The sequence below is a fragment of the Nocardia sp. NPDC057440 genome (genome assembly GCF_042802915.1).
In the GTDB taxonomy this organism is placed as follows: domain Bacteria; phylum Actinomycetota; class Actinomycetes; order Mycobacteriales; family Mycobacteriaceae; genus Nocardia.
The window spans coordinates 1-23,426 of sequence record NZ_JBHVDF010000027.1 but is presented as its reverse complement, the minus strand read 5'-3'; the positions used below and the strand labels follow the sequence as shown (position 1 = coordinate 23,426).

Annotated in this window: 22 protein-coding genes; 11 read left to right on the top strand and 11 right to left on the bottom strand. The window is 66.5% G+C overall.

The window, feature by feature from the left end; all coding sequences use genetic code 11:
- Positions 1–140 precede the first annotated feature (140 nt).
- Positions 141–1,697, bottom strand: coding sequence for an acyl-CoA synthetase (locus ACFU4Z_RS34265; RefSeq protein WP_379071886.1), 1,557 nt, complete (start codon positions 1,695–1,697; stop codon positions 141–143).
- A gap of 21 nt (positions 1,698–1,718) precedes the next feature.
- Complete coding sequence (locus ACFU4Z_RS34260; protein ID WP_379072000.1) at positions 1,719–2,756, bottom strand: LLM class F420-dependent oxidoreductase; 1,038 nt, start codon at positions 2,754–2,756, stop codon at positions 1,719–1,721.
- A gap of 142 nt (positions 2,757–2,898) precedes the next feature.
- Between ACFU4Z_RS34260 and ACFU4Z_RS34255 the strand changes: the two genes are divergently transcribed.
- From ACFU4Z_RS34255 to ACFU4Z_RS34235, 5 genes are read left to right on the top strand one after another with little or no spacing between them, the layout of a single operon-like run.
- Positions 2,899–3,888 (top strand): Zn-ribbon domain-containing OB-fold protein, encoded by a 990-nt coding sequence (locus ACFU4Z_RS34255; RefSeq protein WP_379071997.1) that lies wholly within the window; start codon positions 2,899–2,901, stop codon positions 3,886–3,888.
- A gap of 10 nt (positions 3,889–3,898) precedes the next feature.
- Positions 3,899–4,930 carry a thiolase domain-containing protein gene (locus ACFU4Z_RS34250; protein ID WP_379071883.1) on the top strand — a complete coding sequence of 344 codons (1,032 nt, stop codon included), beginning with the start codon at positions 3,899–3,901 and terminating at the stop codon, positions 4,928–4,930.
- Complete coding sequence (locus ACFU4Z_RS34245) at positions 4,927–6,093, top strand: thiolase domain-containing protein (protein ID WP_379071880.1); 1,167 nt, start codon at positions 4,927–4,929, stop codon at positions 6,091–6,093. The genes ACFU4Z_RS34250 and ACFU4Z_RS34245 overlap by 4 nt, the downstream gene beginning before the upstream one ends.
- Positions 6,094–6,104: 11 nt before the next feature.
- Complete coding sequence (locus tag ACFU4Z_RS34240) at positions 6,105–6,995, top strand: TIGR03619 family F420-dependent LLM class oxidoreductase (protein WP_379071994.1); 891 nt, start codon at positions 6,105–6,107, stop codon at positions 6,993–6,995.
- Positions 6,992–7,408 (top strand): nuclear transport factor 2 family protein, encoded by a 417-nt coding sequence (locus tag ACFU4Z_RS34235; protein WP_379071877.1) that lies wholly within the window; start codon positions 6,992–6,994, stop codon positions 7,406–7,408. Before ACFU4Z_RS34240 ends, ACFU4Z_RS34235 begins: the two co-directional genes overlap by 4 nt.
- A gap of 89 nt (positions 7,409–7,497) precedes the next feature.
- On the opposite strand, the gene ACFU4Z_RS34230 is transcribed toward ACFU4Z_RS34235, so the two are convergent.
- Entirely contained in the window at positions 7,498–8,808 is a 1,311-nt protein-coding gene (locus tag ACFU4Z_RS34230) for a cytochrome P450 (RefSeq protein WP_379071874.1), read from the bottom strand.
- A 99-nt stretch (positions 8,809–8,907) separates the two neighbouring features.
- Between ACFU4Z_RS34230 and ACFU4Z_RS34225 the strand changes: the two genes are divergently transcribed.
- Together ACFU4Z_RS34225 and ACFU4Z_RS34220 are read left to right on the top strand one after the other, a co-directional pair.
- Complete coding sequence (locus ACFU4Z_RS34225; RefSeq protein WP_379071870.1) at positions 8,908–10,071, top strand: steroid 3-ketoacyl-CoA thiolase; 1,164 nt, start codon at positions 8,908–8,910, stop codon at positions 10,069–10,071.
- Positions 10,072–10,434: 363 nt separating this feature from the next.
- Complete coding sequence (locus ACFU4Z_RS34220; RefSeq protein ID WP_011207048.1) at positions 10,435–10,851, top strand: helix-turn-helix domain-containing protein; 417 nt, start codon at positions 10,435–10,437, stop codon at positions 10,849–10,851.
- A 282-nt stretch (positions 10,852–11,133) separates the two neighbouring features.
- Here the strand turns inward: ACFU4Z_RS34220 and ACFU4Z_RS34215 are convergent, their stop codons facing one another.
- The 5 genes from ACFU4Z_RS34215 to ACFU4Z_RS34195 all read right to left on the bottom strand — a co-directional run bounded on the left by ACFU4Z_RS34215 (position 11,134) and on the right by ACFU4Z_RS34195 (position 16,166).
- Entirely contained in the window at positions 11,134–12,144 is a 1,011-nt protein-coding gene (locus ACFU4Z_RS34215) for a hypothetical protein (RefSeq protein ID WP_379071867.1), read from the bottom strand.
- Positions 12,141–12,656 carry an ImmA/IrrE family metallo-endopeptidase gene (locus ACFU4Z_RS34210; RefSeq protein WP_379071864.1) on the bottom strand — a complete coding sequence of 172 codons (516 nt, stop codon included), beginning with the start codon at positions 12,654–12,656 and terminating at the stop codon, positions 12,141–12,143. The genes ACFU4Z_RS34215 and ACFU4Z_RS34210 overlap by 4 nt, the downstream gene beginning before the upstream one ends.
- A gap of 155 nt (positions 12,657–12,811) precedes the next feature.
- Positions 12,812–13,870, bottom strand: a complete 1,059-nt coding sequence (locus ACFU4Z_RS34205; RefSeq protein ID WP_379071861.1) for a hypothetical protein — start codon at positions 13,868–13,870, stop codon at positions 12,812–12,814.
- A 537-nt stretch (positions 13,871–14,407) separates the two neighbouring features.
- Positions 14,408–15,319, bottom strand: coding sequence for an SDR family oxidoreductase (locus ACFU4Z_RS34200; RefSeq protein ID WP_379071858.1), 912 nt, complete (start codon positions 15,317–15,319; stop codon positions 14,408–14,410).
- A gap of 49 nt (positions 15,320–15,368) precedes the next feature.
- Complete coding sequence (locus tag ACFU4Z_RS34195; protein ID WP_379071855.1) at positions 15,369–16,166, bottom strand: SDR family oxidoreductase; 798 nt, start codon at positions 16,164–16,166, stop codon at positions 15,369–15,371.
- Between the two features lie 74 nt (positions 16,167–16,240).
- On the opposite strand from ACFU4Z_RS34195, the gene ACFU4Z_RS34190 reads away from it, so the two are divergent.
- Genes ACFU4Z_RS34190 through ACFU4Z_RS34175 form a run of 4 tightly spaced genes read left to right on the top strand, consistent with a single transcriptional unit; the run spans position 16,241 to position 19,790 of the window.
- Positions 16,241–17,017, top strand: coding sequence for an enoyl-CoA hydratase family protein (locus ACFU4Z_RS34190; RefSeq protein WP_328408671.1), 777 nt, complete (start codon positions 16,241–16,243; stop codon positions 17,015–17,017).
- A gap of 4 nt (positions 17,018–17,021) precedes the next feature.
- Positions 17,022–17,906, top strand: a complete 885-nt coding sequence (locus tag ACFU4Z_RS34185) for a CoA transferase subunit A (RefSeq protein ID WP_379071851.1) — start codon at positions 17,022–17,024, stop codon at positions 17,904–17,906.
- Positions 17,903–18,661 carry a CoA-transferase subunit beta gene (locus ACFU4Z_RS34180; RefSeq protein ID WP_379071849.1) on the top strand — a complete coding sequence of 253 codons (759 nt, stop codon included), beginning with the start codon at positions 17,903–17,905 and terminating at the stop codon, positions 18,659–18,661. Before ACFU4Z_RS34185 ends, ACFU4Z_RS34180 begins: the two co-directional genes overlap by 4 nt.
- 37 nt (positions 18,662–18,698) lie before the next feature.
- Positions 18,699–19,790: an NAD(P)H-dependent flavin oxidoreductase gene (locus ACFU4Z_RS34175; RefSeq protein WP_379071846.1), complete on the top strand. Its 1,092-nt coding sequence runs from the start codon at positions 18,699–18,701 to the stop codon at positions 19,788–19,790.
- 293 nt (positions 19,791–20,083) lie between these two features.
- On the opposite strand, the gene ACFU4Z_RS34170 is transcribed toward ACFU4Z_RS34175, so the two are convergent.
- From ACFU4Z_RS34170 to ACFU4Z_RS34160, 3 genes are all read right to left on the bottom strand, one after another.
- Positions 20,084–21,271: an acetyl-CoA C-acetyltransferase gene (locus ACFU4Z_RS34170; RefSeq protein WP_379071843.1), complete on the bottom strand. Its 1,188-nt coding sequence runs from the start codon at positions 21,269–21,271 to the stop codon at positions 20,084–20,086.
- An 8-nt stretch (positions 21,272–21,279) separates the two neighbouring features.
- Positions 21,280–21,888 (bottom strand): TetR/AcrR family transcriptional regulator, encoded by a 609-nt coding sequence (locus tag ACFU4Z_RS34165; RefSeq protein WP_379071840.1) that lies wholly within the window; start codon positions 21,886–21,888, stop codon positions 21,280–21,282.
- A 102-nt stretch (positions 21,889–21,990) separates the two neighbouring features.
- Positions 21,991–22,725 (bottom strand): hypothetical protein, encoded by a 735-nt coding sequence (locus ACFU4Z_RS34160; RefSeq protein WP_379071838.1) that lies wholly within the window; start codon positions 22,723–22,725, stop codon positions 21,991–21,993.
- Positions 22,726–23,426: the final 701 nt, after the last annotated feature.

Genomic DNA, 23,426 nt, shown 5'->3' with positions numbered 1-23,426 from the left:
GAACGTAGTCCTATGGTGGCTCAACCACAGCTGCGCCCCTGTCGATCCGCACCTCGTATCGATCCGAACACCCATCGCAACCGAACACCCCGTGTGCCAGATGTCTGGTTGCCACCCGGGGTGTTCGGCGCGAGGCAGTGCTAGGACGCGGCCAGGTAGCTTTCCTTGAGCTTGCGCTTGTAGAGCTTGCCGTTGGGGTCGCGGGGGAGTTCGGGGAGGTAGTCGATCGAGCGTGGCATCTTGTACTTCGCCAATTGTGTTGCGGCGAAGGCGAGTAGCTCGGCGGTGAGGTTGTCGTCGCCCTCGAACCCGTTGGCGGGCTGGACTACGGCCTTCACCTCCTGGCCCCAATCGGCGTGTGGCAGACCGAAAACCGCCACATCGGCGACCTTCGGGTGGGTGACCAGCACGCTTTCGATTTCGGCCGGATAGATGTTCACGCCGCCGGAGAGAATCAGATCGGATCGGCGGTCGTGCAGGTAGAGGTAGCCGTCCTCATCGAGATGGCCGATGTCGCCGACGGTGAAGAGGTCACCGACCCTCGACTCCTCGGTCTTCTCCTTGGCGTGGTGGTACTCGAAGCTCGATGCGCCCATCTTCATGTAGACCAGTCCGGTCTCACCGGCGGGCACTTCGGAGCCGTCCTCCTCGCTGAGCACCTTGATCACCGACCATGGCCAGGCCTTGCCGACCGAGCCGGGCTTGAGCAGCCACTCGGTGCCGTTGATCACCGTGCCGCCGCCCTCGGTGGCCGCGTAGTACTCGGTGACCGTCGGGCCCCACCACGCCAGCATTTGCCGCTTGGTCTCCTGCGGACACGGCGCCGCACCGTGCACCATGCTGCGCAGCGAGGACACGTCGTACTTGGCGCGCACCTCCTCCGGCAGCGCGAGCAGCCGGTGGAACTGGGTCGGCACCATGTGGCTGTGGGTCACCCGATGCTTCTCGATAAGCCGCAACATCTCCTCGGCGTCCCAACGATCCATCAGGACAACCTTGTGCCCCAGCTGAATCGAGATGGTCGCCCAGTTCAGCACCGCGGTGTGATAGAGCGGCGAGCCGCAGATGTGGACATGGTCGTCGTAGGGCGCGAGCTCGAAAAGCCCGAAGAACGCATTCGTATGCGGTGGAACGACATCCGGATCGGCGCCGGTCAAAGGGCGGCGAACGCCCTTGGGGCGCCCCGTTGTTCCGGAGGTGTAGAGCATCGGCGCGCCGGTGGTCCGGTTGTCGGGCCTGCCGGTGTCGGCCGCGCCGAGCCAGGCCACCGACTTGAAGCCCTCGATCTCACCCACCGCGAAGCGTGCCGCCGCCGGCAATCCGGCCTCATCGGCCGCGGCGATCGCGGCCGCGGCGAACCGGTCGCTGGCGATGAACGCCTTCGCCTCGCTGTCGGAGAGGATGTAGGCGACCTCGGGGCCGGTCAGGTGCCAGTTCACCGCCACGATGTACAGCCCGGCCTGGTACGCCGCGAAGTAGGCGGCGACCGCCTCGACGCAGTTGTGCACCATGCTGACGAGCACGTCGCCGGGCTGTAGGCCCAGCGCCCGCAGGCCGGTGCCGTATCGATTGGCCAGCGTGGCTAATTCGCGATACGTCACCTCGCGGCCGACCGGGTCGACCAAGGCGGTCCGATCGGGTTCCGCGTTCGCGATATTCCAGAGACCGAGAATTTCTACTGACTCCTGCGTCGTCACCCTACGAATCTAGAACGTGTTCTACATCTGGACAAGGGGTGCGAGCCGATGCAATTGCTCAATATCTGGAACAGACACCAGCATCTCGGTGACACCGGCCGCCTCCCACACCCCGAGTTGCTTACGAACATGCTCCTCGTCGCCGATGATCGCGGTGTCCAGAATCAGCTCGTCGGGGACCAGCGCAGCCGCTTCCGCCTTCTTGCCCGCCTGGAAGAGCCTGCCGATCTCGTCGACCTCGCGCTCGTAGCCCATCCGCCGGTACACCTGCGCGTGGAAGTTCATTTCCGGCGCGCCCATGCCGCCGATGTAGAGCGCCATAATCCAGCGCATCCGCTCGATCTCGCTCTTGGCATCGTCGGTCAGCACCACCTGGCAGCTCGCGGCGATCTCGAAGTCCGCCCGCGAACGCCGCGCGCCCGCCCTGGCGAAACCCTCGTCGAGCCAGTCGTTGTACATCCCGGCCAGCCGCGGCGCGTAGTAGATCGCCAGCCAGCCGTCGGCGATCTCGGCCGTCAGCGCCACATTCTTCGGGCCTTCCGCGCCGAGCCAGATCGGCAAATCCGCTCGTAGCGGATGCACGATCGGCTTGAGCGGCTTGCCGAGCCCGGTCGAACCCTGTCCCGTGTACGGCAGCGGGTACTGCGGTCCGGCATTGGTGACCGGGGCCTGCCGCGCCAGCACCTGACGAACGATCCCGACATACTCCCTGGTGCGCTGCAACGGCTTGGCGAACGGCTGGCCGTACCAGCCCTCCACCACCTGCGGTCCGGAGACGCCGAGGCCGAGGATCGCCCTGCCGCCGCTGAGATGATCCAGCGTCAATGCGTGCATGGCGGTCGCGGCGGGCGTGCGCGCCGACATCTGCACCACCGAGGTGCCCAGGCGCACCCGCTGCGTCGAAGATCCCCACCACATCAGCGGACCGAAGGCGTCCGACCCCCAGGATTCGGCGGCGAATACGGCGTCGAACCCGGCCGCCTCGGCGGCCGCCACCAACTCACCGGCATTCTGCGGTGGTTGTGCCATCCAGTACCCGAGTTGCAATCCGAACTTCACCATCGACCTCTTTCCAGCCAACTTCTTGCCAGCAGAATAAGAACCTGTTCTACTCGACATTGTGACTCAGGGGAATACTGCATCCGGCACAATCGCGAATGAGAGAGGGTCGGAATTGAACACTGCGTCGCGCAGCGACTCTATGGCGGGCGGTGGCTCGGCGACGGGTGGCCACACCGAGCCCGACGTACTCAGCGCGCCCCTTCGGGTGCGCTTCGACTACACCCGATCGGTCGGACCGACGATCGGCAACTTCCTGACCGAGCTGCGCGGCCGCAAGATCGTGGGCGTACGCGGTTCGGACGGGCGGGTGCTCGTGCCGCCACCGGAATACGATCCGATCACCTCCGCGCCGCTCACCGAGTTCGTCGATGTGGCCGACACCGGCACTGTCGAATCATGGACCTGGGTGCACGACCCGCTGCCGGGGCAACCCTTCGATCGCCCGTTCGCCTGGGCGCTGATCAGACTCGACGGCGCGGACACCACCCTGCTGCACGCCGTCGACGTGGCCGAGCCCGGCGCCATCCACACCGGCCAGCGCGTCGTCGCCAGGTGGGCGGCCGAGACCGCGGGCAGCATCAAGGACATCGTCTGCTTCGAGCCGGGCGAAACATCGCACGCGCCGGCGGACTCCGTCGACGACGCCGAGCCGGTCACGATGATCACCACCCCCGTCGATCTCGACTACAAACACACCGCCTCGCCGCAGGAGACCATCTACCTGCGCGGACTGGCCGAGGGCAAGCTGCTCGGCGGGCGAACCGACGCCGCGGGCAAGGTGTACTTCCCGCCGCGCGGCGCCAACCCGACAGACGGCAGGCCGACCGACGACATCGTCGAACTGCCCGACCGTGGCACCGTCACCACCTTCTGCATCGTGAACGTGCCGTTCCTCGGTCAGCGGATCAAGCCGCCGTACGTGGCGGCCTACGTGCTGCTCGACGGCGCCGATATCCCGTTCCTGCACCTCGTCCTCGGTTGCGAGGCGACTGAAGTGCGGATGGGCATGCGGGTGGAGGCCGTGTGGAAGCCGCGCGAGGAATGGGGCTACGGGCTGGAGAACGTGGACCACTTCCGTCCCACCGGCGAGCCGGACGCCGAATACGACACCTACTCCCATCACCTCTAGAGAGGCCCACGTGACCGACAACGCCACCGACATCGCGGTCGTGGGATTCGCCCACGCACCGCACGTGCCGGAAACCTTCGGCACCACCAACGGTGTCGAGATGCTGGTGCCCATCTTCCAGCAGCTCTACTCCGAACTCGGCATCACCAAGTCCGATATCGACTTCTGGTGCTCCGGCTCCTCCGATTATCTGGCCGGACGGGCCTTCTCGTTCATTTCGGCGATCGACGCCATCGGCGCGGTGCCGCCGATCAATGAATCCCATGTAGAGATGGACGCCGCATGGGCGCTCTACGAGGCGTTCGTGAAACTGCGCTCAGGGCAGGCCAAGACCGCACTGGTGTACGGCTTCGGCAAGTCCTCGGCGGGCACGCTGCGGCAGGTCCTCACTATGCAGCTCGATCCCTATCTGGTCGCCCCGCTGTGGCCGGACGCGCTGTCCATCGCGGGCCTGCAGGCGCGCGCCGGACTGGATGCCGGTCGCTGGACCGAACGCGATATGGCCGCCGTGGCGGCGGGCGCTGCCGGCGATATCGCAAGCCTGCTCGACACTCCGTATGTCGCCGACCCGCTGCGCGCACATGACGTCGCGCCCATCACCGACGGTGCGGCGGCGATCGTGCTCGCCGTCGGCGACCGGGCCCGCGAGCTCTGCGAGCGTCCGGCCTGGATCTCCGGGATGGCGCACCGCGTCGACACCCCTCAGCTCGGCGCCCGCGATCTGACCGTCTCCCCTTCGACTTCGGCTGCCGCCCACGCGGTTACCGGCGGTGACACCAGCGGCTTCGATATTGCCGAACTGCACGCGCCGTTCAGTCACCAGCAGCTGATCCTCGCCGAGGCGATCGGCCTGAAGCCCGAAACCAGGGTGAACCCCTCAGGTGGCGCCCTAGCGGCCAACCCGATGTTCGCCGCAGGTTTGGAGCGGATCGGCTTCGCGGCCGAGGCCATCATGGCGGGCACCGCGAATCGCGCGCTCGCCCACGCCACCAGCGGCCCCGTGCTGCAGCAGAATCTTGTGACCGTTTTGGAGACTCGATGACACTCCCCGCTGCGGTGCTCGGCACCGGACAAACCCATCACGTGACGAAACGGGCCGACGTGTCCATGGCGGGCATGTGTCGCGAGGCAATCGATCGCGCGCTCGAGGATTCGGGCCTCACCATCGCCGATATCGACGCGGTCGTGGTCGGCAAGGCGCCCGACCTGTTCGAGGGCGTCATGATGCCCGAGCTGTATCTCGCGGATGCGTTGGGCGCCACCGGAAAGCCGCTGCTGCGCGTGCACACCGCGGGTTCGGTGGGCGGCTCTACCGGCGTGGTCGCCGCGAACCTCGTTCAGGCCGGCGTGCACAAGCGTGTGCTCGCAATCGCCTGGGAGAAGCAGTCGGAATCGAATGCCATGTGGGCGTTGTCGATTCCGGTGCCGTTCACCATGCCGGTCGGCGCGGGCGCGGGCGGGTACTTCGCCCCGCACGTCCGTTCCTACATCCGCCGTTCGAACGCGCCAGGACACATCGGCGCGATGGTCGCGGTCAAGGATCGCCGCAACGGCGCGAAGAATCCGCTCGCGCACCTGCATCAGCCGGATATCACGCTGGAGAAGGTGCTCGCGTCGCAAATGCTGTGGGATCCCATCCGATTCGACGAAACGTGCCCGTCGTCGGACGGCGCCTGTGCGGTGGTGATCGGCGACGAGGAAGCAGCGACCGCCGCCGAAGCCGCGGGCAAGAAGGTGGCATGGGTGCACGGCACCGCGATGCGCACCGAACCGACCACCTTCGCCGGGCGCGATCAGGTGAACCCGCAGGCAGGCCAGGACGCGGCCGCCGCGCTGTGGAAGGCGGCAGGCATCACCGACCCGCTCGCCGAGATCGATGTCGCCGAAATCTATGTGCCGTTCTCGTGGTTCGAGCCGATGTGGCTGGAGAACCTCGGCTTCGTGCCGCCGGGGGACGGCTGGAAGCTCACCGACAAGGGCGAGACGGAAATCGGCGGCACGCTGCCGGTCAACCCCTCGGGTGGGGTGCTCTCCTCGAATCCGATCGGCGCGTCCGGGCTCATCCGCTTCGCCGAGGCCGCCAAGCAGGTGATGGGCCGAGCCGGGGCCTATCAGGTGGAAAATGCCAAGAAGGCGCTCGGCCACGCGTACGGCGGTGGCTCGCAGTACTTCTCGATGTGGGTGGTCGGGTCGGAGCGCCGATGAGCACCGCACCGATGAAATTCACCCTCGGCATCGCGCTGAGCCCGCTGGAGCAGCTGCCCGAACTGGCGAAGACGGCGGAGGAGTGTGGCTTCGCCTCGATCGGCCTGCCCGACTCGCTGTTCTATATGAAGTCCGCGTCGGCGAAGTACCCCTACACCGCCGACGGCAGCCGCTTCTGGGGACCGGAGACGCCCTGGGTCGACCCGCTCATCGGCGCGACCGCGATGGCGGCGGTGACCAGCCGGATCCGCTTCTACACCAACGTGCTCAAGCTGGGTTCGCGCAACCCGCTGCTGCTGGCCAGACAGGTCGGCTCGGTGGCCAACCTGTCGGGCAACCGGTTCGGTTTCGGTGTCGGGATCGGCTGGGCACCAGAGGAATTCGAGTGGTGCGGGGTGCCCTACGCCCGGCGCGGCGCACGGGTGGACGAGATGATCGAGGTCATCAAGCTGGTGCTCGGCGGCGGTATGGTCGAATTCCACGGCGAGTTCTTCGACTTCGATCCACTGCAGATCAGTCCGGCGCCGACCGAGCCGGTGCCGTTCTACATCGGTGGACACACCGAGCCCGCGCTGCGGCGGGCCGCCCGGGTCGGCGACGGCTGGACCTCGGCCATGATGACCTACGACGAGCTGTGCCTGACCATCGGAAAGCTCGAGGCGCTGCGAGCCGAATTCGACCGTGCGGCAGAGCCGTTCGAGATCCAGGCGGTGTGCATCGACCGATACGGGCGCTCCGGGTACCAGGATCTGGCCGATGCCGGGGTCACCGACGCGATCGTCGTTCCGTGGCTGGCCGACGGCATCGGCTTCGACGGCGAGCTCGCGGCCAAGCAGGACTCGCTGCGCCGCTTCGCCGCGAAAAATATCGAGGAACCCATCGTCGCGAAGGCAGGCGCATGACCACTACCGAACATCCAGCACGGGCCGCCGGACTCGCCTCGCAAGCCGCCGTGCGAGCAAGGGACAAGCAAGCGTGGGTCGCGCTGTTCGCCGAGGACGGCATCGTCGAAGATCCGGTCGGCCCTTCGGGTTTCGATCCCGAGGGCAAGGGCCACCGAGGTAAGGAAGCCATCGCGGCGTTCTGGGACATGGCGATCGCGAAGACCGATTCCATCGAGTTCCTGTTCGGCGATTCCTTCGCCTGCGGCAACGAGATCGCCTTCACCGGCACCATTCGCTCCACGCTCGGCGGTCATCACATCGATGCCGAAGGCGTGTTCACCTACAAGGTGGACGAAAAGGGCAAAATCGCTGCGCTGCGGGCTTTCTGGGAGGTCGACCGCGCGATGGCGACCGCAAAGCCCGTCGGCTGAGCTCGCTGCCTACACCCTCTCCGGGCAGCACGGCAAAGGGCCCTCGCGCCGGCACTGAAACACCGGGTGCGAGGGCCCTTTTGCCGTCGTCAGTGTGCGACCGGGCAGCCGCTCGAGGTCTTGTAGTCGACCGTGAACTCCTTGACACCGTTGAGCCAGCCCGAACGCAGGCGCTTCGGGTCACCCAGCTTGGTGATGTCGGGCATGTAGTCGGCAATGGCGTTGAAGATCAGATCGACCTCCATCCGCGCGAGGTTCGCGCCGATGCAGAAGTGCGCGCCGGTGCCGCCGAAGGACAAGTGCTGGTTGTCCTTTCGGGTGATGTCGAACTTCTCCGGGTGCTCGAAGACATCCTCGTCGAAGTTGGCCGAGCGGTAGAGCATGACCACCCGCTGACCCTTCTCGATCTGCGCTCCCCCGAGCTCGGTGTCCTCGAGCGCGGTCCGCTGGAACGAGGTGACAGGCGTCGCCCACCGGATGATCTCGTCGGCGGCGGTGGCCGGGCGCTCTTTCTTGAACAGCTCCCACTGGTCCGGGTTCTCGAGGAAGGCCGCCATGCCGTGGGTGATCGCGTTACGGGTCGTCTCATTGCCCGCCACGGCCAGCATGATCACGAAGAAGCCGAACTCCTCCGGCGTCAGCTCGTCGCCGTCGACATCCGCCTCGATCAGCTTGGTGACGATGTCGTCGGCCGGACATTCTTTGCGAGCCGCGGCCATCTGGTAGGCGTAACCGAGCACCTCGCCGGATGCCGCGACCGGGTCGGCCTCGTTCTCCGGATCGTCATACCCGGTCATATCGTTCGACCAGGTGAACACCTTCATACGGTCTTCCTGCGGGATGCCGATGAGCTCGGCGATGGCCTGCAGCGGCAGTTCCGAGGCGACCTGGGTGACGAAGTCGCCGGATCCGGACGCCACCGCCGCCTGCACGATCGACTCTGCCCTGGCCTTGAGTTCCGCGCGCAGCCCGTTGATCACGCGCGGGGTGAAGCCACGCGAGATGATCTTGCGGAGTTTGGTGTGCTGGGGCGCGTCCATATTGAGCAGGACGAACCGCTGTAGTTCGATCGCCTCGCGGGTGATCTCGTCATTGAAGCGCGGGATCGCGGTGTTCTCGAACGAGGAGAACACATCGCTGCGCCGCGAGACTTCCTTGACTTCAGCATGCTTGCTGACGACCCAGAAGCCGTCGTCATGGAATCCACCCGTCTCGGGTGATTTCGGATTCCACCAGATCGGGGCGGTTCTGCGTAGTTCCGCGAACTCCTCGACCGGAACACGCTCGGCGTAAATGTCCGGGTCCGTGACGTCGAACCCGTCCGGCAGATTGGGCCGAGCATTCCGAGGGTCAACCACCAGATGTCTCCTTCGACAAACTGAAACACGTTCTACAATCATTGAAGCATAGGCTGGATAACGAGGGAAGAACTGGACAGATCCGCCTGAGGCTAACGTGGACACACGTTTCAGTTTTCTGTCCCAAAGGAAAGGTTGGTCATGGGCACACCCGTAATCGTCGAGGCCGCACGCACCCCGATCGGCAAGCGCGGCGGCTGGCTCGCGGGCCTGCACGCCGCCGAACTACTCGGCCTCGCGCAGCGCGGGCTGCTCGAGAAGGCGCACCTGGACCCCGCCCTTGTCGAGCAGGTCATCGGCGGCTGCGTCACCCAGGCGGGCGAGCAGTCCAACAACGTCACCCGGGTCGCCTGGCTGCATGCCGGCCTGCCGTGGCAGGTCGGTGCGACCACCATCGACACCCAGTGCGGTTCGGCCCAGCAGGCCAATCATCTGATCGCCGGGCTCATCGCGACCGACGCCATCGACATCGGCATGGCCTGCGGCGTGGAAGCCATGAGCCGAGTTCCGTTGGGCGCCAACGTCGGCACGAACGCGGGCCCGCGCAGGCCCGCGTCATGGAGCATTGATCTGCCCAACCAGTTCGAGGCGGCCGAGCGTATTGCCAAGCGGCGCGGCATCACTCGCGACGATGTCGACGCGCTCGGCGTCCGCTCGCAGCAGCGCGCCGCACAGGCATGGGCCGAGGGCCGCTTCGACCGCGAGGTGCTTTCGGTGACCGCACCCGCCGTCGACAAGGAGGGCAACCTCACCGGTGAGAAGCTCGAGGTGAACAAGGACCAGGGCCTGCGCGACACCAACCTGGAAAGCCTCGCCAAGCTGAAGCCGGTGCTCGAAGGCGGCATCCACACCGCGGGCACGTCGTCACAGATCTCCGACGGCGCGGCCGCTGTGCTGCTGATGGACGAAAAGGCCGCACAGCGAGCGGGATTGCGCCCGCGCGCCCGGATCGTCACGCAAGTCCTGGTCGGCGCCGAGCCCGAGTTCCATCTCGACGGACCCGTTCAGGCCTGCACCCGACTGCTCGAGCGGTCGGGCATGAATATCGGCGACATCGATCTATTCGAGATCAATGAAGCATTCGCGTCGGTCGCACTTTCGTGGGCATCTGTACACAATCCGGACATGGACCGGGTCAATGTCAACGGCGGCGCGATCGCACTGGGACACCCGGTCGGTTCCACCGGATCTCGGCTCATCACAACGGCTTTGCACGAACTGGAGCGCACCGGGGGCAGTACGGCGATGGTGCTCATGTGTGCGGGCGGCGCACTGGCGACAGGCACGATCATCGAGCGGTTGTAGCGGTCGTCAACCAATTCCCCACGATTTGTTGAACGTTCATCCCAGAGCCGCCAAAACGTGTCGTACGCCACACAAAGATCATCGAGGTCAGGTAGATGAGACGTCAGCTATCTTTAGGCTATCATTGATCTGCGGGGCGAGACCCCTGCGACGGGCCAGAACCGGAGAACACCACCCCTTCACAAGAGCCGTTGGGGCGACCCGCAAACGCAACGGTCGCAGTCACTTCGCCGGAGCTGGACCTGGAAGCTTCAAGGAAATCCTGAATCAGGCGTAGGTTTTCAGTTACTGAGCCGCTAATATCAATGATACGTATCCGAGATAACGACTGTTAGTACAGCGAAGGGAATTGGGCGGCTCACAATGGCTGATTTCGCGGCGCGGCTGAACAAGCTGTTCGAAACCGTGCATCCCCCGGGGCGCAAGCCGCACACCAACGCGGAGGTTGCGGCTGCGCTGACAGCCTCCGGGCATCCGATCTCGAAACCGTACCTCTCGCAGTTGCGGTCGGGGCAGCGGACGAATCCGTCGGACGAAACGGTGGCTGCACTGGCCAAGTTCTTCAAGGTCAAGCCGGACTACTTCTTCAACGACATCTATGCCGCCAAGATCGATCACGATCTGGAGTTGCTGTCCCAGCTGCAGGGCTACGGACTGCGGCGGTTGTCGAGTAGAGCGTTCGACCTGTCCGAAGAATCACAGAACCTCCTCACCTCCATGGCGGAGAAGTTGCGAGCAAGCGAAGGCTTGCCCGAAATTCCTCCGGACGGTACCGAATAGGTTCTCCTACAGTGCGGTACGGTGCGGCCTTCGGGTCGCACCGTACTGCGTCATGGGTCGGGTGCCCCAAAAGTTATGGGCTCGCGGAGAGTGCGGGGGTGGGTCATAGGTGTCCCCCGCGACTTCCCCATGTGTGTACGAAAACAGTTTGATCGGATACCACGTGGGCATACACGAATCCGGCTCGGCGATCGCCGAGCTGGATTCGTTGTTGTGTCAGGAGAATCGATTCGGGGGTTTCACGAAGAATGCGTCGAGATGATCAGTATTGCGGCGAGTCGATCAATTCCGGGCGTGGACGGGAGTTGACGCCTCATAGGCGCGAGCGATGGTCTGGACCCAGCCGCGCGGACTGATTCCCTCGGGTGGAGCAATCCACCGCGCGTCTACCACTACCTCACCCAAGGGATTACGTGCCCATTCCGCGACGCGGTCCGCACGCTCGACCGGTGACGACGGCGGTGGGCCCGCGGCGATCAGCTCAACGCCGCCACCCGACTGCAGATACAGCGCGTCCATGATCTGCGCCACCTGATCGGACGCCCTGAGCTGCGTGGAAGAACTCGCCTGCTCGTGCGCGATCACCTCGGGGAACCGGCTGATCATGATGTGGTGCAGCGGCTGAATCCGGCGCAGCAGCACCCGCGCTCGCACCCACAGCTCCACCACGATCCACACCGCACCGAACGCGATGAGCAGACCGGCGATCTCCCACGCCGGCCAGGCCCACGCCGCATGGCCGGGAGCCGTTCGCGGCGCATTGATCGAGGCCTGCCGAATCTGCAGCACCGCAAGCACTGCCACGAATGCCGTGCCGGCGGTGTAGATCGCGATGCCGCGGCCAAGCGCCGTCCAGTCGAGGTTGCGCAGTCCGGTGACGACGATGAATATGCCGCCCAGTGCCACCACCGCCCAGCCGAAGGTCCTCGACCAGGCCAGGGTGATCGCGACCGCGATCACACCGACGCCGTAGATCGCCATGGCGACCTGGCGCAGATTCTGGCGCGACACCACCGGCCACGCGGCCGAGGCGACCACCGAGGTGGCCGCGGCGAAAGTCATCCAGGCCGATACCACAACACCTTCGGAGAGCATGGCGTCGTGCAATCCGCGCGGCACGAGATTGTCTATCGCCACAGCGATCTCGGGAACCGCGACCGTCGCGGCAAGCGCCACGGCGGCGACCGCGACGACGATGGCCACCCGAGCGGTGGTCGCGGGCTTCACCAGCACGCGGCCCACTCGCGCACCGGCGGCGGCCCAGACCAGCAGGGCAGTCAACCAGAGGGTCATCCGAGTGCCTCATCGAATCGAAGGACCGAGACACCTGCGCCCCGGCTGTTGAATACGCGCAAACGGGTCATCAACATGGCGGCGAACGTCTCGGCCTCCCATTCGGCGAGTTCGTCGGAGCCGTCGTCCATGATCTGCTGATGTGCCCGCTGGCTGAGCATGTACGCGATCAAATCGTCACTGGCCTCGAGCGTCACCTCCGGCGCGGGCGCGCCTTCGTGATCGAACACGATGTGGCCCAACTCATGTGCGAGAGTGTGATCGCGGCTCGGCAGCGCGGTGGCGAGCACGATCACGTCCCGGTCCGGATAAAACCTGCGCTGCCCGCAGACCCCGGGGCCCAGTTGCGCACTGGCGATCTCGATCTGCCGTTGGCGTTCACTGGCGATCGAGGCGACCACCTCGTCGAGGGTGGTCGCATCGGAGTCCGCGGCGACGGCGCACACGGCGTCGACCGCAGCGGCGACCCGCCGGTAGGACCGAGAACTACTCTGTGTTCTGCTCTCACTCACGCCTGCACCTCGCCGACGCTCGGCTCCGGCACGCGCGACGCACGCTGAAACACAATTCGCTCGCTTCGCTCACCCACACCTGCACCTCGCCGACACTCGACACCGGCACGCGCGACGCACGCTGAAACACAATTCGCTTACTCATCAGTCGCCCCTTACGCCCGAGGTCCGAAGAACTCGGCACGTGCCGCATCGATACGTGCCTGTGCGGCCGAAGCGCTCTGGAAACTCACTGCGCCGGAACCGGTTCCGACCAATGCCATCGCGACGAGGCCACCGATCACCGACAACAGCTTCGGCTTCGGCAGTGCGTCGTTCGCACTGGTCGGCCGAACGTCGGGGTTCGGCTTGGCGGGCGCAGCGGGCGGGGTCGCGGCTGGAGATGCGGGCGGAGGCGGGGGCGGCGGAGGTGCGTCCGCCGGGGCACGCGGCGCTGCCACCGGGACCGGCGCGAGCTGCGGTGCGCCGGGTGCGGGTGGAATGACGATGGGCGCCGACGGGACGACCGGAGCCGGTGGGGTGGGCAGCGGTATCAAGAGCAGCAGCAGCGGGCTGGCCGAACCGACCGCCGCAGAACCGACCGCCGCAGAACCGACTGCTGCAGAACCGACTGCTGCAGAACCGGTTCCGACACCCGCGGAACCGACACCAGCCGACCCGACTCCAGCGGAACCAACGCCTGCGGAACCAACGCCTGCGGAGCCGACCGCGGCGGAACCGGTCGCGCCGAGTGCCGAACCCGCACCGAGGACCGCCGAACCGGCGCCTACCGCAGCGGAACCGACTGCCGCAGAACCGGTTCCGATAGCAGCCGAACCCGTGCCGAGAGCGGCGGATCCGGTCCCCGCAACAGCGGAGCCGACGCCGAAGGCCACGGCGCCGAGAGCGGCCGAACCGGTGCCGAGAGCGACGGCGAGTCCTGCCGAACCCGACCCGAGCAGCGCACCGAGAATCACCGAAGTCGCTGTCGCAGATCCGGCCGCGGCCGAACCAGCGGCGGCGGAGCCCGCCGCCGCCGACCCTGGTACCAGCGCCACGTTCGACGCGGCATCGGTCGGCTCTACCGGGAGGGCGACGAGCGACTGCTGGCCCGGGATCGAAAGCGGCTGCCAGCCATCACCGTTGTCAGGACCGGACGCATCTGATGAGCCGGACGAATCGGGCTGGGCCTGAGCCGCAACGCCCCCGAGTAGCGCAATGCCGGCAACAGCCACAGCTACTGCAACTACGCGCGACGTGCGACCAACGGCCATGCGCCAGCCTTCCCCTCATTCGATATAGCGCAGATCTTCGCCCGGTCGCAACGCACAGGTCCGGGACTTTTGACGGACGGGAGCCCATAGTAAACCCCAGCCCAGATCGGCGCAGGGGGTCGGCCGCGGCACTCCAACGACACGCCCGACACGCAGAGACGGCACACGCCCAGCGATCACCTGGTAACCCCGCACAACCTTCCGCGTGAACACCCGACACCGTTCCGGCGTAGTCATCTGGCTGTGGTGCCGTTCTCGAGAACCCCTTCTCGAGCGAGAAGTAGTGAAATGGTGGTTGGAGATGGGAGCAGGAACCACCATTTCACTGCGCTCGGTGTTGGGCGGGTGGGGTGGGGTGGGTGGCACTGTGACGGCGCACGCGGCGGCTGAGTCAGAAGCCCTGGTGGGCGCACACTTCGGGTGCGCGGTGCGTCTCGGCGGGGTTAGGCGCGCACTGTTTCAGAGTCGGGGCCCACGCAGTCGGGGGGCAGGCAGAGCTCAGGCACCGTATACGGGCTCGGCTGGAATTGCCTTTGCGATCAGGTCGGCGACTACGGGGCCTAGTTCCGCGGGGGTCCAGCGGGCGCCGCGGTCTACGGGAGCGCCGTGGCGCCAGCCGTCGGCAATGGCCACTTTGCCTCCTTCGACCTCGAACATGCGGCCGGTGACGCCTGCGGACTGCGGACTGCCGAGCCAGACGACCAGGGGGGAGATGTTCTCGGGGGCCATTGCGTCGAAGCCGTCGTCGGGGGCCGCCATGGTTTCGGCGAAAACAGTTTCGGTCATTCGGGTCCGGGCGGCCGGTGCGATGGCGTTCACGGTGACGCCATAGCGGGCGAACTCGGCGGACGCGGTCAGGGTGAGGCCCGCGATACCCGCCTTGGCCGCGCCGTAGTTGCCCTGGCCGACGCTGCCCTGGAGGCCGGCGCCCGAGCTGGTGTTGATGATGCGGGCGTCGACGGGGCGGCCTGCCTTGGATTCGCCGCGCCAGTATTCGATCGCGTGCCGCATGGTCGCGAAATGGCCCTTGAGGTGGACCCGGATGACCGCGTCCCACTCGTCCTCGCCGAGGTTGACCAGCATGCGGTCGCGCACGAAGCCCGCGTTGTTGACGAGCACGTCGAGACCGCCGAACGTGTCGACGGCCTGCCGGATCAGATTGCGGGCGCCGTCCCAGTCCGCGATGTCGTCGCCGTTGGCCACGGCCTCGCCGCCGAGCGCTTTGATCTCCGCGACCACCTGTTCGGCCGGTGTCTCCGTGGTTTCCGCGCCGTCGAGCGCCGAGCCGAGATCGTTGACCACCACTCGGGCTCCCGCGGCGGCGAAGGCGAGCGCGTGCGCCCTGCCGATGCCGCGGCCCGCGCCGGTGACGATGACGGTGCGCCCGGCGCAGATCTGCTCGGTGTCCATACCTGTTGTCCCTCTGTCGTATTTGTCTTGTCAGTTCAGGTCTGCCGGGTCAGGCGTCGGCCCGCTGTCCACCGACCACCGCATTGGACGCCGCAAGGAAGGCGGGCCGTTCCCCGCCACCGTGCACGAGCAACGTCGCGCCGCTGACATATGAAGCCAGCGGGGAGGCAAGGAAGGCCGCGCAACGACCGATATCATCGGGCGCGGCCATCCGCCCGAGCGGGATCGTCGCGCCCACCGCGTCGATGCCGTCCTGGTCGCCATAGTGCAACTGGCTCTGCTCGGTCTCGACCGGGCCGACGACCAGGGAATTCACCCGAACCTTCGGCGCCCACTCGACGGCGAGCGACGCGGTGAGGCTGTCCATGCCCGCTTTCGCGGCCCCATAGGCGGCAGTGCCGGGCGAGGGCCGGTGACCGCTCACACTCGACACCATCACGATCGATCCGCCGCTGGACTGCTGCTGCATCACCGCATTCGCGGCCTGCGAAACAAGCAGTGGTGCAAGCAGATTCAATTCGACGATCTTGGCGTGGAAATTCTTGCTCGCCTCGGCGGCGAGGGCGAAGGGTGCGCCGCCGGCATTGTTGATCAGGTGGTCGAGCCGACCGTGCCGCTCGACGATCGTGCCGATCAGCGCCTGCACGGACTCGGCGTCGCGAACATCGCACGGCAGGTATTCGATCTCGCGCCCACCGCCGCGCACCGGGCCGTCGGCCGGCCGCCGCGCGCACGCCACCACGGTCGCGCCCGCGGCGAGAAATGCCTTGCTCACGCCGGCGCCCACCCCGCGCACACCTCCGGTGACCAGAACGACGCTGCCGGCGAGATCGATTTCGAGTGCCACCGTGCTAACCTACCAAGCAACTGCTTGCTTTGCCAATGCGCCGAGCTAATCCGGCACGCACGATGGGATATGCGATGGGGATCAACCGTCACTCCGAATCAACCGGCATCACCGTGGTCACGGTCGACTACCCGCCGGTCAATGCCATACCGTCCGACGGCTGGTTCGCCATCGCCGACGAGATCCGCGCGGCAGGGCGCGACCAGGAGACCAAGGTTGTCGTGCTGCGCGCCGAGAACCGCGGTTTCAACGCCGGTGTCGACATCAAGGAAATGCAGCGCACGCCCGGCCATCAGGCGCTGATCGATGCCAACCACGGCTGCTACGAGGCGTTCGCGGCGGTCTACGACTGCCCGGTTCCGGTGATCGCGGCCGTCCAGGGCTTCTGCCTCGGCGGCGGGATCGGGCTGGTCGGCAATGCCGACGTCGTCATCGCCTCCGACGATGCCACCTTCGGCCTGCCCGAAGTCGACCGTGGTGCGCTCGGCGCGGCCACCCACCTGTCGCGGCTGGTGCCGCAGCACCTGATGCGGGCGCTGTTCTACACCGCGAGCACCATCACCGCACAGCAGTTGCAGCACTTCGGCTCGGTGTACCAGGTGGTGCCACGCGCCGAGCTCGACGCCGCCGCCATGGAAGTCGCGAAGAACATCGCGACGAAGGACGGCCGGGTGATTCGCGCGGCGAAACGCGCGCTCAACGGCATCGACGTGCAGGACGTGCACCGCAGCTACCGCTTCGAGCAGGGCTTCACCTTCGAGCTGAACCTGGCAGGCGTCGCGGACGAGATCCGCGCCCGCTTCGACGACGATCTGGCGGCGCGCAAGGCAGCAGAGAGCAAGGGGAACTGAGACCATGCGGGACAAGCGAATGTCGCTCGACGAGGTCGTCGGCGAACTGCGCAGCGGAATGACCATCGGCATCGGCGGCTGGGGTTCCCGGCGCAAGCCGATGTCCCTGGTACGGGCCATCCTGCGCTCGGACATCACCGACCTGACGGTGGTCAGCTACGGCGGACCCGACCTCGGGCTGTTGTGCTCGGCGGGCAAGGTCCGCAAGGCCTACTACGGCTTCGTGTCGCTGGATTCGCCGCCGTTCTACGATCCATGGTTCTCCAAGGCACGCACGTCCGGTGCGCTGGTGGCGCGGGAAATGGACGAGGGCATGCTCAAGTGCGGGCTGGAAGCGGCCGCGGCGCGACTGCCGTTCCTGCCGATCCGCGCCGGACTCGGGTCCGATGTCCTCGACTTCTGGGAAGGCGAACTGCGGACCGTCACCTCCCCGTACGCCGACGCGGACGGCAAGGCCGAGACGCTCGTCGCGATGCCTGCACTGAGACTCGATGCGGCGCTTGTCCATCTGAACATCGGAGATCGGCACGGCAATGCCGGTTACACCGGTGTCGATCCGTACTTCGACGACCTGTACTGCCTGGCCGCCGACCGCCGCTACGTCTCGGTGGAACGCGTGGTCGACACCGAGGAACTTGTGAAAACCGTTCCGCTGCAATCACTGCTGCTCAATCGGATGATGGTCGACGGCGTCGTCGAGGCGCCCGATGGCGCGCACTTCACCTTGGCGGGCGACAGCTACGGCCGTGACGAGAAGTTCCAGCGCCACTACGCGGAAGCGGCCAAGACGCCGGAAACCTGGCAGCAGTTCGTCGACAAGTATCTGGCCGTCTCCGAAGCGGAGTACCAGGCCGCCGTTCGTGAGTTTGGACAGGAGGCGTCGAAGTGACGAGCACCGAGACCAGCACAAGGGCCGAGATCTGCGCGGTCGCGTGCGCCGAGATATTCAGTGGTGCGGGGGAAATCATGGCGAGCCCGATGTCGCCGATGTCGATCATCGGGGCGCGGCTTGCCAAGCTCACCACCGAGCCGGACCTGTTGCTCTCCGACGGCGAGGCGCTGTTGTTCGCCGACACTCCCCCGATCGGCGGCAAGTCTCCGATCGAGGGCTGGATTCCATTCCGCAGAGTGTTCGACGTGGTGGCCTCCGGCCGCCGCCATGTGGTGATGGGCGCCAACCAGATCGATCGGTTCGGCAACCAGAACCTGTCGGCCTTCGGCCCGTTGCAACAGCCGAGCAGGCAGATGTTCGGGGTGCGCGGCGCGCCGGGCAACACGATCAACCATGCGACGAGCTACTGGGTGTCTCGGCACACGAAGCGGGTCTTCGTCGACGCGGTCGACATCGTGTCCGGCATCGGCTACGACAAGATCGATCCGGCCAATCCGGCGTTCCGTTTCCACCACCTGCACCGCGTGGTCACCAATCTCGGCGTTTTCGATTTCGAGGGCCCCGATCACACCATGCGGGCGCGCAGCCTGCACCCCGGCGTCACCGCCGCCGAGGTCGCCGAGAACACCTCCTTCGAGATCGCGGGGCTTGCCGACGCGGGCGAGACCCCGCTGCCCACCGCCGAGCAGCTGCGGTTGATCCGAGATGTGCTCGACCCCAAAAAGGTTCGTGAATCGGAGGTACCGGCATGAGTGCGCACAGCAAGCCGAGCGCAGGCGAGGTGGCGTCATGAGTGGACCACTGCGGACGCCACTGACCGAACTCGTCGGCATCGAGCATCCCGTCGTACAGACCGGCATGGGCTGGGTCGCGGGCCCGAGCCTGGTGTCGGCCACCGCCAACGCCGGTGGTCTCGGCATCCTCGCCTCGGCCACCATGACCTTCGAAGAGCTGGAAGCGGCGATCGCGAAGACCAAGGCGCAGACCCCGAAACCGTTCGGCGTGAACATCCGCGCCGACGCGACCGACGCAGGCGAGCGCATCGACCTGCTGATCCGCGAGAAAGTGGCGGTCGCCTCGTTCGCGCTCGCGCCCAAGCAGGACCTCATCGCCAAGCTGAAAGATGCCGGAGTCGTGGTGATTCCGTCGATCGGCGCGGCGAAGCACGCGGTGAAGGTCGCCTCCTGGGGCGCGGACGCGGTGATCGTGCAGGGCGGCGAGGGCGGTGGGCACACCGGCCCGGTGGCCACCACCCTGCTGCTGCCGTCGGTGCTCGACGCCGTGGACATTCCCGTTGTCGCGGCGGGCGGGTTCTTCGATGGACGCGGCCTCGCCGCCGCCCTGGCCTACGGCGCGGCAGGTGTCGCGATGGGCACCCGTTTCCTGCTCACACAGGAGAGCACCGTGCCCGATGCGGTCAAGCAGGAGTACCTGGCGAGACAGCTGCAGGACACTGTCGTCTCCCTCAAGGTCGACGGCATGCCGCACCGGGTGCTGAATACGGAATTGGTACAGCGCCTGGAGCATTCGGGCCGCTGGCGCGGCCTGGCCGCCGCGGTCTCCAACGCGGCGAAGTTCAAGGGTATGACCGGCATGAAGTGGTCGACCATGGTCCGTGACGGCCTGGCCATGCGAAAGGCCAAGGACCTCACCTGGTCCCAGGTCGTCATGGCGGCCAACACCCCGATGCTGTTGCGCGCGGGGCTTGTCGAGGGCAACACCCACGCGGGCGTGCTGGCCGCGGGCCAGGTCACCGGCATCATCGACGATCTGCCCACCTGCAAAGAACTCATCGACCGCATCATCACCGACGCCGTCGCCCGAATCGACGCCGTCAACGCCCTCACCGAGCACCACAAGGTGACCCCGAGCGCGCCCTGACCCGAGTATTCCTTCTACTTACCCACCGAGGCCGCCCCGATCTTGCCGACCGGGGCGGCCTTTCGTGTGTCCCGAGTGGCGTCCATTTGCACCGACAGCCGAGATTGTCTCTCCACCATTCGCCCCTCGTCGGGCTCGGGTCTGTGCCGAGTGCGCAACGCCCTTGGATACTCGGGGCAGCCCATCCCGTCCTTCCAGGTCAACGGGATGGTGGCGACGCCGCGGGACCATGCGGCGCTGTTGCGATGATCTCGAGGGCGATAGAAAACGAGGCCGCCCGGCTGAATACTCGGCTAGGCGGACAAGCGTTCGATGATGGTGGCATTCGCGGTGCCGCCGCCTTCACAGATGGTCAGCAGGCCATAGCGGCCGTTGACGCGCTCCAGCTCGTTGAGGAGAGTGGCGAAAAGCTTTGCGCCGGTAGCGCCGAGCGGGTGGCCGAGGGCGATCGCGCCGCCGTTGACATTGACCCGCTCCGGATCCGCGCCGATCTCCTTCAGCCACGCGAGGACAACCGGCGCGAACGCCTCGTTGATCTCGACCACATCGATGTCGTCGATGGTCAGGCCGGACTTCTCCAGCGCCCACTTGGTCGCCGGGATGGGGCCGGTGAGCATCATGATCGGATCGGCGCCGCGGGCGCTGACGTGGTGGATACGGGCACGCGGCCGCAAACCGTATGCCTCGACGGCCCATTCGGAGGCCAGCAGCGTCGCGCTCGCGCCGTCGGAGATCTGGCTGGCGACCGCGGCGGTCAGCGTGCCGCCCTCGGCGAGCACGGGCAGCGACGCCATCTTCTCGAGCGTGGTTTCGCGCGGGCACTGGTCGATCCAGAAGTCACCGACGGGCACGATCTCGTTGTCGAAGCGACCGTTCTTGATGGCATCGCGCGCCCGTTCGTGGCTGCGAAGAGCCCAGCGCTCCATGTCTTCCCGGCTGATATCCCACTTGTCGGCGATCAGCTGCGCGCCGTTGAACTGCGACACTTCGCCGGTGCCGTAGCGGTGATCCCAGCCGGTGGCCCCGACGAAGGGGGAATCGAACCCGTACTCCTTGCCCGCGAGCATCGCCGCGGAGATCGGGATGGCGCTCATGTTCTGCACGCCGCCCGCGACGATCACCTCGGCGGTGCCGCTCATGATGGCCTGGGCGCCGAAATTGATGGCCTGCTGGGAAGATCCGCATTGCCGGTCGACCGTGACGCCGGGAACTTCCTCCGGGTATCCGGCGGTCAGCCACGCCGTGCGGCCGATATTGCCCGCCTGCGGGCCGATGTTGTCGACGCAGCCGACGATCACGTCGTCTACGACCGCCGGGTCGATCGGGGTGCGGTCCAGCAGTCCGCGTAACGCGGCCGCGCCGAGGTCGGCGGGATGCACGCCGGCCAGTGCGCCGTTGCGCTTGCCGACCGGGGTGCGCACCGCGTCGATCACGTAGGCATCCCGCAGCGGGGCATAGGGACGGCGGGCAGGTGCAGACATGGAATCTCCTACTTGGTGGACGCGGGCACGGTGAGCCCGTCGAGCACGATGGTGAGGTATTGCTTGGCAAGGTTTTCGACGGTGATGGCGCCGCCCGGCTCGTACCACCGCACCGCGACCCACACGGTGTCGCGCAGGAAGCGGTAGGCCAGTTCGACATCGAGCTCGGGCCGGAAGCTGCCGTCCTGCACACCGTTGGTCAATACTCGGTGCCAGAGTTCGCGGAATTCGCGGTTGTAGTCGGCGATATAGGTGAACCGCTCCGAGCCGCGCAGGCGCTTGGCCTCGGCCTGGTAGATCGCGACGGCCGCGTGTGAGCGGTCGAAGGACTCGTAGGAGGCAAGCACCAAGGCTTCCAAGGTGTCTCGCGAGCTGAGCCCGGAACCGACGATCTCCCGGTAGCGCCCGAACAGATCGTCGAGGAAGCCGCGCAGGATCTCGTCGACCATCGACTCCTTGGAATCGAAATGGTGATAGAGGCTCCCCGATAAGATTCCGGCCGCATCGGCGATATCGCGCACGGTGGTCGCGCGCAGCCCCCGCTCGGCGAACAGCTGGGCTGCCAGCGCGAGCAGTTCATTGCGCCGTGCTGATTTCGAGGCGTCTGGTGCGGTCACGTCGCCATGATACAACCAAGCATTTGCTTGGTCGAGAGGACACGCCTTCCGGTCATCCCGACAGCGGGTGGCACACCAAGCGGACCACGCCGCACCCGCTCATCAGCGCACCGAATACCGCAGCGGTGACGAGACCGACAGGTCCGCCAGCAACCGATCACAGATCACCACGGGCGAGATCCCCGCGCGCGCCATCCGCGCGACCAGCGCCAGACGGCGCTCACAGCTGTCCCACTCGACGATGAGTTGACCGCGCCCCGGCCCGGCGTCCACGGTCGCCATCACCCGTGGCGGCCCGAAAGGCACCGGTACCTCGTTCAACTTCAGCACCATGCCCCGCTGCCAGGCTTGATAGGTGTCCATATCCGCACCGACGACCAGCTTGTCGGTGGCGGCGCACAGCCCCTGCGCGATCTCGTCCGCGAACGCCACGCGATCGAACCGGAACTTCCTGCACTTGCTGATGACCTCCAGCAGATCGGCGCGCACCTCGCACAGCAGCGCTTTCTGCCGCTGTCTGCGCCGATCTTGTTCGGAGGCGGGTGTACCTGGTTCTACACTGAGCCCGATCCGGCAGGCCCGTGCGTTATCGCGGGCCATATCCGAGCGCAACGCGCCGTGCGGATCGCGCGCGACTTCGCTCTCGTCCACGGCATACTGTTCCAGGATCTGCGCGGCCCGTGTCGCAGTCGCCCGCTCGGACGGATGGTCCATCAGCTCGGCGCCGAGAGTCAGCGCAGCAAGGACCAAACTGTCCAGGCGACGCCTGGCCAGTACCACTTCGCGCACCAATTCGAGTTCCAATTGTTCGCGGGCAATTGGGCGATCCAAGCCCATAGCCATCGCCCCTTTGGGGAGTGCGGGATCCGACCACCCTCAGCATGGCACCTCGGCGACACAACGCGCCATCCTTTTTGCCTGATCAGACACCCACTTTGCGGCAAATCCCAGAGGTCGGAATGTGATCGCACTTCGAGCGCCGAAAGCCACCGAAAAGCCCGTATTACCCATGCCCTGCACAGCCGCCTCGCGCAGACACAGACCCATCCAACGAGGTCGCAAACACCACGCCCAACCCACCCAATCGGTGCGATGACACCGTCCCAGCGCAACAAAGACTCACCACTCGAGTTCGCACCCACCCACCCCTTGCACAACCCAATCGCCCGCCCGCCCGCCAACGACGCCCACTCGGGAGGACGACACTGAGCAACCAACACCAGCGTTCGCGGCCTGCCACACATACAACACAAAGCGCAGACAACTAAGCCGCAATATCCCCACACACGCGCCCACTCGGCACGATGACACCTTCCGAGCGAAGCGAGACCGAGCGTTAAAGTTCGCGGCCCGTCCCACCCCACAACAGCCGAAGCGCATCGACCAAGGTCGCAAGCTCAGCTACCGACGCCCCCACTCGGCACGATGACACCTTCCGAGCGAAGCGAGACCGAGCACTAGAGTTGGGGGGCCCGGGGGGGGGGGGGGCGGGGGCGGGGGCGCGACTCGCGACCGTCCGAGGAGAGGGCGGGAGAGGT